Consider the following 12,393-nt stretch of genomic DNA (forward strand, 5'->3'; position numbering starts at 1 on the left):
CCTGACACGCGGAGCGCAGATCGGCTCGATCACCAAACACACGAATTCACTTCGAGTTCTGAATTTGAATCAGACTCGGTCAACCACCCCAGAGGTGTCAAAATGCGAAAAGAAATGTTGATGAACGTGCTCCAACCAGAGGAGAGCCGCATCGCCATCTTGGAAAACGGACGACTGGACGAACTGTACGTTGAACGCAAGAGCGTGGAAGCTTTTGCGGGCAACATCTACCGTGGCAAGATCGTCAATCTCGAACCCAGCATCCAAGCCGCCTTCGTCGACTTCGGCGTCGGACGCAACGGTTTCCTGCACATCAGTGATGTCGAACCCCAGTACTTTCGCCAAGGCGGTTACGACCCTGAAGAGATCATGCGGGAGTCCGATGAAATGGCGGAAGCCGCAGCCAAGCGAGCCCGCGAATCGGGACGTGGCAGCAAACGTGCCTTCAAAGGCGGCCGCCCCCGCAACAAGCCGCCCATCCAAGAAATCTTTCGACGCGGCGACGAAGTCCTCGTGCAGGTGATCAAAGAAGGCATCGGAACCAAAGGCCCCACGCTCAGCACGTACATCTCCATTCCCGGTCGCTATCTCGTCTTGATGCCCGCACTGGGCCGCGTCGGTGTCAGCCGCAAGATCGAAGACGACGACGACCGCAAACGCTTGCGTCGCTGCCTACTCTCAATCAACCCGCCCAAGGGACTCGGATTCATCGTCCGCACCGCCGGTGCCGGTCGTAGCGAAAATGAATTGCAACGCGACATGGAGTACCTGCTGCGTCTGTGGCACGCGATCGTACGTCGCGTCAAAACCAATCCCGAACCGGGCGTGCTGTACGAAGAAAGCGATCTGATCATTCGCACCATTCGTGACATCTACAACAACGACATCGATCAAATCCTGATCGACCAAAAAGAAGCCTACGAGACCGCTCGTGAGTTCCTCAAGATGGTGATGCCTCGCGCAGTCGATCGTCTGAAATTCTACGACGGCTCGGTGCCCCTGTTCCACAAGTACAAACTCGAAACCGAGATCGTCAAAATCAATCAACGGCAAGTCAAACTGCCCGAGGGCGGTTCGATCGTGATCGATCCCACGGAAGCACTCGTGGCGATCGACGTCAACAGCGGCAACTTCCGTGGTGACGACTCCGCCGAAGAAAACGCGTTTCGCGTCAACTTGGCCGCCGCCAAAGAGATCGCACGCCAGTTGCGTCTGCGTGACCTCGGCGGCGTGATCGTCAATGACTTCATCGACATGCGAAAAGAAAGCCACCGTCGCAAAGTCGAGCGAGCCTTACGCGACGCCATGGCCAACGATCGCGCCCGCACCAAGATCCTCCGCACGAGCCCGTTCGGCCTGATCGAGATGACGCGGCAACGTATCCGACCAAGTTTGAAACGCAGCATCTATCAGGATTGTCCTTGCTGCGAAGGTCGCGGGTTGGTCAAGACCGCCGAAAGCATGTCGATCGAAGTCGTCCGCATGCTGGCACTGGCGGTCCGTAACTCACACATCCGCCGTGTCACCATTCGCGTCAATGACGCCGTCGCTGCTCACCTGAATAACCAAAAACGTCGCAGCGTGATGGAAATGGAAGACGTCGGTAAGATGACCGTCCAAATCCTCGGCAGCGAAGGCCTGTATCCCGAGCACCTGGAAATGGACTGCCGCGACGAACAAGGCGAACGCGTCGAAATCGATTCGTAATCGACTCGTAATGGGATTCGCCAGAATTCCCGTCCACGTCAAACGCGACTCGGCACGTCAAAACGCCGTTGGTGTTCCATCCTTCCATCACCGCTCGTGAGTCCACCCAATGACATCGACTCCATCCGCCACTGATCGCCCTGTCGCACTCGTGACCGGTTCAGGGACCGGGGTCGGTCGAGCCTGCATTTGGCAACTCGCCGAACGTGGATTCGATGTTGTTGTCAACTACTCACGGAGCGAGGCCGAAGCGATGGAAACGGTCGCCGGTGCTGAGCAACGCGGTGCAACGGTGTTGTGCATTCAATGCGATGTCTCCGACGATGCGTCCGTGGTCGAGATGATCGGTCAAATCCAATCACGTTTTGGTCGTTTGGATGTTTTGGTCAACAACGCCGCGACCACGAGCTTCATTCCGGCGAAGCAACTGGATGATTTGACCGAAGCGATGTGGGATCGCATGTTGGCGGTAAACCTCAAGGGACCGTTCTTCGTCACGCGAGCGGCATCTGTGTTGCTTGCCCAGGGAGATGGCGGTTCTATCGTCAATGTCAGTAGCGTTGCCGGACTGACCGGCAGCGGTTCGTCGATCGCGTACTGTGCCACCAAAGGCGCCCTGAACACGATGACCAAATCCTTTGCCAAATCCCTCGCGCCCGCCATTCGCGTCAATGCGATTCTGCCCGGACCGATCGACAGCCGGTGGATCCGCGAAGGAGACCCGAGCTGGGATATCGACGCCATGGTCGCCGGATACCCGATTCCCAAGGCATCTTCGCCCGACGACATCGCGACCGCCGTCTTGGCTTTGGCCATTGACACCAAGATGGCCACCGGACAACTCCTCTGCGTCGACGGTGGTCTGACGCTCTGATGACCGAGAGGTCGACGACTCGACGGGTGATCTCCGAATGCGTGCAGGTCATCAAAGTCGCCCGACCGGGTTTTTGGCCGACGCACCTTTGGTTTTACGTGCTGCCCCTGGCGACACGGGAAATGTTCCACTCGCCCGCGTTCTGGCTCGGATGCACCTACGTCTGCTTTCCCCTGGGATTGTTGTTGTACGGCTGGAATGACCTGGGCGACGTCGCCAGCGACTCGATCAATGACCGTAAAGACAGTTGGCTCTTTGGTGCTCGCCCCGACGCCACCATTCGCCGTCACCTGCCGGCCTGGATCGCGGCGGTCCAAGTCCCCTTTGTGATCGCGATGTGCTGGCTGGGCGGTGCAAAGATGTTGCTCTGGTTTGCCGGAGTGGTGTTGGTCAATTGGACGTACAACACGTTGCGATTCAAATCCAAACCTGTCCTGGACTTGCTCAACCAGTCGGGCTACTTGCTGATCTTTGTGTTGGCCAGTTGGTTGTGTGGTGTTCCCCAGATCAACGCCGCCGCAATGGTCTTCAGCATGCTCTTCGCAATGCAGAGTCACCTGTTCGGCCAACTCATGGACTTGGATGCCGACTTGGCTGCTGGCCGACGATCGACCGCCGTGATGATTGGTGCAATTCCAGCCAAACTGCTGTTGGTTGCGATCATGTTGTGCGAAGTCGCCATCGCGGCGGCGTTTTTCCGTTCCCCCATCGTCGCCTGGTTCATGGCGTGCGGAGCCACGTTCTTCGCCCTGGACACCGCGTTTGGCCCCAAGCGTTACCCCGTCTGGTTCACCAAAGCATTCTTCGTGCTCTGGAACCTGATCGTCATCGTCACCATGCACTGGGTCTGGCAATACGGACTGTTCCTGCTGGATTGACACGTAGTCGCGTCTCTCCGAACGTGAAAAGTATTGTTGCTGCATATGACCGTGAAGCGGTCATCGCCGGTTCATTCTTCACGTTCCCAGCAATCCCCTCAGTCGCGGATGCGACGACAGCATACAGCCTGGGGCGCGAGCCCCAGGTGAACACCGCCCGACGCCGCCAACAAGCCGCGGAGCGGCGACAGATTGCATCCAGACCACCGCGTGCTGTGGTCTACACCAAACGTTTTATGCTGTCGCTGCTCCGCAGCTTCTGGGTGGACTCGCTTGCAGAAACATGGGGTTGGCACCCCATGCTGTATGCTGTCGCTGCTCCGCAGCTATCGGAGCTAACCCGGGGTGCGCTGGCTTCGCCGCGACCCCAGGCTATGTTGTTTAACCACTTCGTGGTCGGCTTGGAGAATAAGTGTCCACTCTCGTTGCCAAAATCACGCGAAGCGATGATTGCTACGTGGATTTCGCGACACTTATTTTCCGCACGTTGCCCCGAGACGCGAAGGTTCGAGCCTCGGAGAGGCTCGACTACGTGAAGAGTGAACCAGAGACTGGTCTATTGTGTCCACACACAACCATCCTGCCGAACTTTTTCCACCACGAGGATCATCATGGGCGCTTCGCAGGGCGACTTCGTAAAGTACCCGCGGACGCCGCACTTGTTTGGGTCACGCGGGACAGCTGACGACCGGCACCTCGGTCAACGGGAATCCGACGGGTTTCTTAGTGATGATTCTTTGATCGTCGAGGAAAAGATCGACGGCACCAACGTCGGCATCCACTTTGCCGACGGACAACTGCTGCTGCAATGCCGCGGGCATTTGATCACCGAAGGCATGCACCCACAGTACGATCTGTTGAAGCAATGGACGCTGGTCAAACGCGGTGTATTGGAGGAACGACTCGGCGAACAATTCATCTTGTACGGTGAGTGGATGTACGCCAAACATTCGATCTACTATCGCGAGCTGCCTCATTACTTCTTTGAGTTTGACATCTATGACAAGAACGCCGGTTTGTTTCTGACACTAACGGATCGACTGCAGAGACTCGATGGATCGGGCATCGAAACCGTCCCCATTGTTCACCGTGGTCAGGTCAAACGCTCCGACTTGGATTCACTCATCGGACCATCAGCGTTTGGCGCGAGGTTCGACAATCCGATGACCGGCAGTCAGGACAACCTGATGGAGGGAATCTATCTACGCACCGAGAACGCTGATCGAGTGACCGGCAGGGCAAAATATGTCCGTCCCGAATTCGTCGAAAAGATCAAACAAAGCACACACTGGCAACAACAGGCGATCACACCGAACGAACTCGTCGATACCGCGGACATTTGGTCATGAACTGGAGTGAACTCACACGACTGAGCCAAGACGAAGTGATCGCTTGGGCGGAGTTGCAACCTTGGTCGCAAGCCATGGCAGAGTGCCAGCAGGATGCGCAATGGCACGCCGAAGGAGATGTTTGGACGCACACCAAAATGGTTTGCCAACAGCTTCGCCAACTCGATGAATGGGCATCACTCGATTCGTCCGATAGGCAGTTGTTGCTGCTGACGGCATTGTTTCATGACGCGGCCAAGCCGGCGACAACGATCTTCGATCCAGAATCTGGGCACCTTCGTTCTCCCCATCATGCAGTCAGGGGCGAACACTTGGTTCGCAACGTCCTACGACAGTTGGATTGTCCGCTCGACCATCGCGAACGCGTTTGCTCGTTGGTGCGATATCACGGTCGCCCTGCGTTTCTCGTGGAGCGTGATGATCCTGCTGGCGAAGTGATTCGCATGTCATGGCTGAGCAATAACCGACTGCTGTATCTGTTCGCACTCGCCGACACACGAGGACGCAAAACGACATCTGATTCCAGGCCTGAAGAAAATCTTCTCTACTGGAAACTCGTCGCCGAAGAAAACGAGTGCTTGGACCGACCGTATTCCTTTGCCACCGACCACGCCAGATATCTGTATTTCAAGCAACCTGAACCCAACCTGCTCTATGTCCCGCACGAGGATTTTGCTTGCTCGGTGACGATGATGTGTGGCCTGCCTGGTAGTGGCAAAGACACGTGGCTCGCCAAGTATCACCCCGATTTGCCCGTCGTTTCGTTGGACGAGATTCGCAAAGAGTTCAACATCGATCCGACAGACGATCAAGGCCGTGTGATCCAAACCGCGACCGAGCGTTGTCGGCAGCACCTGCGATCGGGGACCTCATTCGCCTTCAATGCCACCAACTTGCTACGTCAAACACGGTCCCGCTGGACCGGATTGTTCGCCGACTACAACGCACAGATTCACCTCGTCTACTTGGAACCACCGCTGAGCGTGTTGCTGCGACAAAACCGCAACCGTGAGGCGGCAGTCCCCGAAAGCGTCATCCAGAAACTCGCCGCCAAAGTCGAACCACCGACCTGGCTGGAAGGACACACGGTCACACTGTCAACAGCCAAATGACAGTGTGACACTGCCGCTCTGTGGAGAAATCTTGCCGATTTAGACAGGATTTTTGGCGTGCGCCCATCGCCAATGCCACTCTACAATACGGACAGGCAGTCTCCGACAATTCCCAGATGCCAGACAATACACCATCAAAACCGACGCGTTTCAGCGACGCATCGCTGCTCGTTCGATTCCAGTCGGGCGAGGACGATGCCGCTACGGCCCTGTACACCCGCTACGCACAACGGCTGATGGATTTGGCTGGGCGAAACAGCGGCGACGATCTCTCCACTCGCGTCGACGCGGAGGATATCGTCCAGTCAGTGTTTCGGACGTTTTTTCGGCGAGTGTCCGATGGCCACTACATGATCCCCGAGGGTGAGGAGCTTTGGAAATTGCTGTTGGTAATCGCCCTGAACAAAGTGCGTTTGATCGCGGAACGTCACCGCACCATCAAGCGTGATGTCAGCAAGACCCAATTGTTGGGCGACCACGATCTCGGTCAGTCGGCAGACGCGAGTGATGTGCTGCGTCTGACGATCGAAGACGTTTTAGAGACACTCCCCGAACTTCATCGCGAGGTCGCTCGTTACCGTATCGATGGATACGAGATCGACGAAATTGCTTCGCGAGTTTCCACTTCACGACGCAGCGTCGAACGCATCCTGCAGTCCTTCCGCGCACGCCTCCGGACTAAGTTGGATATCGAGTGATTGACAAGCGATACACGATTACCACCGACGCAAGCAGCGAAGTCGAAGAACTGCTGGCTCGCTTTGAGCGTGATCGGTCGCAGGATGTCGTTGACTTAAGCGACTATCTTCTCCCCGACGACGACCCCGCGCACAGCGCAGTGGTCACCGAGCTTTGCCGGATCGACATGGAGCGTGCCTTTGAGGAGGGAAAGAATTCGCAGGCGTCAATCTACACGGAATCGTTTCCGGAGGTTTTTTGCGATGAAACACACCGCACTCAATTGGTTTTTGAAGAGTATCGTTTGCGACGACGAGCGGGCGAAGATATCGATCCGATGGAGATTGCGGGTCGCTACGGCATTGATGGGTCACGTTGGCCAAAGTTGAAATTGGGCAGCGGTGAATCCGGTAGGGCAATGTCGACGACTCGCCGGTTCCGAAAAGAAGATTTGGCGGTTCAGAGCGTCAAGTATCCGCGTACAGGAGACATTTTCGCCGGCTATCCACTTGGAGAGCGATTGGGCGAGGGCGCTTTCTCCCGCGTGTTTCTCGCCCGGCAACCCGACTTGGCAAGTCGCCCCGTCGTGCTGAAAGTGACGCCGATGGCGACGGACGAATCAGATCGTTTGGCGCGCCTCCAGCACACTCACATCATTCCGGTCTACTCCGTGCATCGCGAAGGCGACTTGTCATGCATTTGCATGCCATTTCTTGGAGCAACGACGCTCGCAGACTTATCACAACTGAGCGAACGATGGGCTTCACTCGACGGACCAGCGATCGAATTGGTTTCGACGATCGTTGATCGACGCCGATCGACAATCAGCATGGTCCAGGGAAACCCATCACCCGCCTCAGCGGTCGACGAATCTGGCGAACCCGACGAAACGGAGACCTCGCACGAGGGCGTCGGATTGGAGCAGTACGCGAAACTTGGTTACGTGGATGCTCTACTGCGTATTGTGACCGGAGCAGCCGAAGGCCTTGCGCACGCCCACCAAAGAGGAATCATTCACAGAGACCTCAAGCCCGCCAACATTCTTGTTGGTGATGACGGCAACGCACTCTTGTTGGACTTTAACCTCGCGACCGCTAGTTACGAACCAAAGACAAAAATAGTCGGCGGAACACTGCCGTATATGTCACCACAACAGCTTGCGGCTCTCGAAAACGGCCACCCTCCCGACGCCCGCGACGACGTGTTTTCGATGGGTGTGATTCTGTACGAATTACTGACTGGCCATCTCCCCTTTGATTGCCCGAGAGCAGGTGAGGAGTTTGAACTATCACGCGTGATTGCGGACCGGCGTCGAAGTCCACGTGAGGTGCATTCTCGCAACAAACATGTCTCGGTAGGATTGTCCGATATCATCAGCAGGTGCGTTGCTCCTGATCGTGAAGACCGATACGGCGACGCAACTGAACTGCTGGAGGACCTGAACTGTCATCGACAAAACCTACCATTGCTGCACGCCCCGAATCGTTCGATCCGAGAGCGTTTGACGAAATGGTCGGCGCGGCATCCAAGCATCACATCGGCATCATTCGCTGGCAGTTTGGCCGCGTTATTGCTGGTGGCTTGTGTGTTCTTGATTTACCAGCGGGGGCAAAAGATTGCTCGGTTTGACGCAAAGTTCCAGTGGCAAGATTTTCAAAATGAAGCGACCGTTGCGATCACGGCGTTGTCGAGTCCTGGGCGTGAGTCGGAGTTACTGCTAGATGGCGTCGGCCACGCGAGGCAGCTTGTAAACCACTGGATCGATCCCGCCACCCTGGACTGGAACTCAGAAGCTCTCGCGAACCACTTGGAACACGAATCCCGCGTTCAACTCAGTCAGCAAGTTTCGCGCTTGGCCTACTTGATGGCTGACGCCGAAACAGACATTGGCATACGATCGGGAGCGAAATCAAGAGTTTCGCATAGGGAAAGTGCGTTGAAGTGGAATCGCGTTGCCGCTGCATTTGACTCTCGAATGTCCCACATGTTGAATGAGCAGGACTTACGAATCAGACAGCTTTTCGAAGGTGGTCCTTCGGACCTGAGCATCACTGAGATCAAACCCAACTCTTCTGATCTGCGTTTGTTGGCAGCGAGCCGATCAACCGACGCGGCCACCTTGCGAGAACTGGCAAACGCTCAGTTGAGCAATGAACCGACAAACGTCGCCCTTTGGTTCTATCGCGCGATCGCTAACGCCCGACTCGGCGACTGGAACAGCGCGGTTGCGAGTATGGACGCATGCAACTCGCTGCAGCCTCGATCGTTGACCATCCTCTTTAATCGAGGGCTATTCCACCTAAGTGCCGGAGATGCACGAGCAGCAATTGGCGATTTCACCGAGTGTGTCGCAATCAAGCCAGACATGCTGACCGCTCGATTCAATCGTGCGGTCGCAGCCGAGCAGATGGGTCAATATCAGCTTGCACTGGATGACTTGAATGCCGTGTTGGAATCTGATCGAGCCACAACACGGATGGTCTTGATGCGTCGCAGGATTCACCAAACACTTGGCAACGATGTTGCTGCTCAAGCGGATTTATTGACAGCCATGTCCATCCCGCCTCGTGACGCCAATGATTGGGTCGCGAGGGGAGTGGCTCGTTTGGACAAAGAACCAAAACGAGCGATTGAGGATTTCCTGTCTGCCCTGAAGATCGATCCAAGCCACTTCGACGCACTGCAAAACGTCGCTCACGTTTACGCTGAACGTCTGAATGAACCGAGACAAGCACTTCCGTATCTCGATCGGCTTGTGTCGGCGTGGCCCTCAAAGGCATCTCCCGTTTCGTCACGGGGAATCATTCACGCCAGGCTAGCGGCTTTGGATTCTGCGATTGCCGATGCAAAGGCGGCGGAAGCGTTGGAACCGGGTCCAAGGGAACAGTTGCAGATTGCGGGAATCTACGCGATCTCACAAGCGGGAATCAATAACACGGAGAACGTGCTGCCCAGAGATGAAGCCAACACTTTGGCGATCCGCTGGCTCGGACGTGCATTGAGAAACGACCCATCGCTCGCCAAGATCGCAAGCGTTGATGTTGACCTCGCCAGTTTGCGAAGAGAAACGGTCTTTCGCCGACTGGTTGGCAGCGCAATGACGCTGCAGTCGAGCGATAAAGAGCAGGTGCGCGATCCACGATAAGTGAATTCAGCCGCACCGAACCAGGAGCCGGTGCCACGCATGAGTTCCGATCTTAGGCTAGCGATTGGTCCATCAAAAAAGCATCCCAATCGCTGCATCGCTTGCCTTGATCCGCTCGGCTTGCCATGTCCCGTCCAAGGTCCCGTTGGGTGCTTTGACGGGCGGAGCAACCGCCGATACAAACTCTGATTCCAAAGCCATCCTTGCTTGTAGCATGGCATTGATCACCATCAATGCATCTCCGGCAGTGACAGTGAAATCACCGTTCACATCCGCAAAAGCGCCGACAGAGGCGTTGGTGACCACGATCGTTCGGCCTGCACTGCGCCCCAGCAAATTGATGATGATCAATGCGTCTTGGGCCGTGACCATGTCGTTGCCACTGACGTCAAAAATATTGCTCAGATTCTGCCAAGGGCTGGCCGCTGGATTGGTCGGAGTTGGATTGGTTGGAGTTGGATTGGTCGGAGTTGGATTGGTTGGTGTTGGATTGGTTGGTGTTGGGTTGGTTGGAGTCGGGTTGGTTGGAGTTGGATTGGTTGGAGTTGGATTGGTTGGAGTTGGATTGGTTGGAGTTGGGTTGGTTGGTGTTGGATTGGTTGGAGTTGGGTTGGTGGGTGTTGGATTGGTTGGTGTCGGGTTGGTTGGAGTTGTTGGATAGGTGGGAACAGCGATGCAGGCTTCTGTGTAGAACTCCCACCACAAGGGATCTTGCACCTGAACCCATTCAAAATCTTGAACTCCATAGTCACTGCAGCCAAAACCATACTCCCACCACCATGGATAGTTCATTACGTAGGTTTGCTCGGTGATTGTCGGAAGCTCTGGATAGATCGGCGTATAGATGTAGCAGTAATCTGGGTTCGAACCGGGTTCTGAGCATGGCACATAAGGCTGATTGGTTGGGTTGGCCACACCGGGTCCCACGTCAATCGAAACCTCATCGATAAAAACACTCAGTTGGACTTCACCCAGCGGTTCGAGTGACGACGCGGCGTAGTGAATCGTATATTGGCCGGAGTCCAGAAAAGTCACCGGAGCGGATCTTGCCTCTCCTGGACGCAGAGCCACTTGAGTGACCACATTCTCATTGGAATCCAACACAGTGACCGAAACAAAGGCGTCGCTATTTGATGTTCCCTTGTATTCTGAGTTGTCGACGTGCAAATGAATGAGGCGTGAGGAGTCGACATTGAACGCTTGTTTCCAGGCCTTGTTCTCGTCGTCCAACATGACCTCGCTTACCTGCCGCGACATTTGCAATTCGGGTGTGAAATCAGCCACCAAGTTGAATTCGCCCACCGATGCATGAGCCGAGACCGTGGGATTTACCACGACATAATAGGCATCTTTGCTGTTGACTCCAAACGCTTGGACAACCACGCTTCCTTGTCCATGGTGCAACGCTTGCGATTGCACACGTCGGCCATTGGCGTCCATGATGACAATCTCTGTCGACGATTGAACTGTCCCCAACGATTGCAATGATACATGCAGGTTTTCGAGACCTTCTGCTTCAGGCCCGGTTGGAGTCAAACGATACACCAAGGGTGGTGACGAAGGGGAAATCATTTGATTGGTGCTGTAGCGAATGCTATTCCCAATACTTGGAGCCAAACTTTCAGCGTTTGTCAGATCGAACGAAACGGATGAGCTACCGGAGTCCCCTGTGTTCGCCGCGTGTGTTGCCTGAAGCTCACTCGTGCCATCGCCGTGCAGATGGTCGAACCCGCTTTCTTCAAATTCAATTCCCGCGTAGATCGTTTGCAGCTGCTGGATGTCATCGGTGGTCGGCGACAGCACATCGTGGACACCGTGAACAAACATTGCGGACGCGGGATCATCTGCATGCCCTAATCCGAGTACGTGACCGAATTCGTGCAGCGCCACCGCGAAGACATCTTGTAGATTGCTCCATGGTGCGTCCGAGTTGATCAAGATGTCGCCAGCCCAAGAACCCTGGACCATCGCACTATGTGGGATGGACGTTGCATAAACGTTTTGAGAAAGGGGAATGGCGGCAATCCGAATATCGCCAAAACGGGCATCACCCTGTGTGGGGCCAGCGACTCCAAAGCGACTCCCCGAATCGGGCACCTCATGGATGGTCGCATTGAGCGGCTCTAACCAGGCGTTGAATGCGGCATCAAATTGTTCCTTCCAGAGGCTGGGGGCACCGAGCAAATCGAGCTTCTCGAATAGGCGACTGTCTTGATTCGCGACGCTGGTACCGTCTGGAGCAAAGCTGTATGTCAATCCACCGGGATCAAACCAAGGCAGCGGGTCTGCAATACCGAGTCCTGCACCGTCGAAGGCAAGCCGTGTACACAGACGTTCCACACACAGATCGCGTCTTTGCGTCTGCCGACGTGCCTTCTTAATCGTGCTGCGTCGAATCATGTGGTCTGTCAACCGTTCACGGGCTTCCTAAATCTCAAACGCGAAAGCCCTTTTGCGTCTGTTTTTTCATGACAAATTGTCTTCGGGAGGGTTTGCCGGGTCAACCGTTTTCCACTTGCGAATCGCTAGCTCAACATGAATGTTCAGGGCCTGCAGTCTGATGCGGATCGCAAATTGACATCAAGGAGATGCTGCCAAACACCCACCACAGGCAAGAGCAGGATTGGCACCCTCTATCCGCCAGGAATTC

At 55.5% G+C, this 12,393-nt stretch carries 8 protein-coding genes; 7 read left to right on the plus strand and 1 reads right to left on the minus strand.

The window, feature by feature from the left end; all coding sequences use genetic code 11:
- Nucleotides 1–102: 102 nt before the first annotated feature.
- The 7 genes from Pla52nx_RS29790 (at nt 103) to Pla52nx_RS29820 (ending at nt 9,743) form a co-directional block, all read left to right on the plus strand.
- Nucleotides 103–1,707 (plus strand): Rne/Rng family ribonuclease, encoded by a 1,605-nt coding sequence (locus Pla52nx_RS29790; protein ID WP_146523226.1) that lies wholly within the window; start codon nt 103–105, stop codon nt 1,705–1,707.
- A gap of 109 nt (nt 1,708–1,816) precedes the next feature.
- Complete coding sequence (locus Pla52nx_RS29795) at nt 1,817–2,581, plus strand: SDR family NAD(P)-dependent oxidoreductase (RefSeq protein ID WP_146523225.1); 765 nt, start codon at nt 1,817–1,819, stop codon at nt 2,579–2,581.
- Nucleotides 2,581–3,459 (plus strand): UbiA family prenyltransferase, encoded by an 879-nt coding sequence (locus Pla52nx_RS29800; RefSeq protein WP_146523224.1) that lies wholly within the window; start codon nt 2,581–2,583, stop codon nt 3,457–3,459. The genes Pla52nx_RS29795 and Pla52nx_RS29800 overlap by 1 nt, the downstream gene beginning before the upstream one ends.
- Before the next feature lie 611 nt (nt 3,460–4,070).
- A complete protein-coding gene (locus Pla52nx_RS29805; RefSeq protein ID WP_146523223.1) occupies nt 4,071–4,808 on the plus strand; it encodes an RNA ligase family protein in 738 nt (245 codons plus the stop codon).
- Nucleotides 4,805–5,920 (plus strand): AAA family ATPase, encoded by a 1,116-nt coding sequence (locus Pla52nx_RS29810; protein WP_146523222.1) that lies wholly within the window; start codon nt 4,805–4,807, stop codon nt 5,918–5,920. Before Pla52nx_RS29805 ends, Pla52nx_RS29810 begins: the two co-directional genes overlap by 4 nt.
- A 116-nt stretch (nt 5,921–6,036) precedes the next feature.
- A complete protein-coding gene (locus Pla52nx_RS29815; protein ID WP_146523221.1) occupies nt 6,037–6,618 on the plus strand; it encodes an RNA polymerase sigma factor in 582 nt (193 codons plus the stop codon).
- A complete protein-coding gene (locus tag Pla52nx_RS29820; RefSeq protein WP_146523220.1) occupies nt 6,615–9,743 on the plus strand; it encodes a protein kinase domain-containing protein in 3,129 nt (1,042 codons plus the stop codon). Before Pla52nx_RS29815 ends, Pla52nx_RS29820 begins: the two co-directional genes overlap by 4 nt.
- A gap of 72 nt (nt 9,744–9,815) precedes the next feature.
- Here Pla52nx_RS29820 and Pla52nx_RS29825 read toward each other — a convergent pair whose 3' ends face one another.
- Complete coding sequence (locus Pla52nx_RS29825) at nt 9,816–12,143, minus strand: matrixin family metalloprotease (RefSeq protein WP_146523219.1); 2,328 nt, start codon at nt 12,141–12,143, stop codon at nt 9,816–9,818.
- Nucleotides 12,144–12,393: the final 250 nt, after the last annotated feature.

It is taken from the genome of Stieleria varia, assembly GCF_038443385.1.
GTDB classification, from domain to species: Bacteria; Planctomycetota; Planctomycetia; order Pirellulales; family Pirellulaceae; genus Stieleria; species Stieleria varia.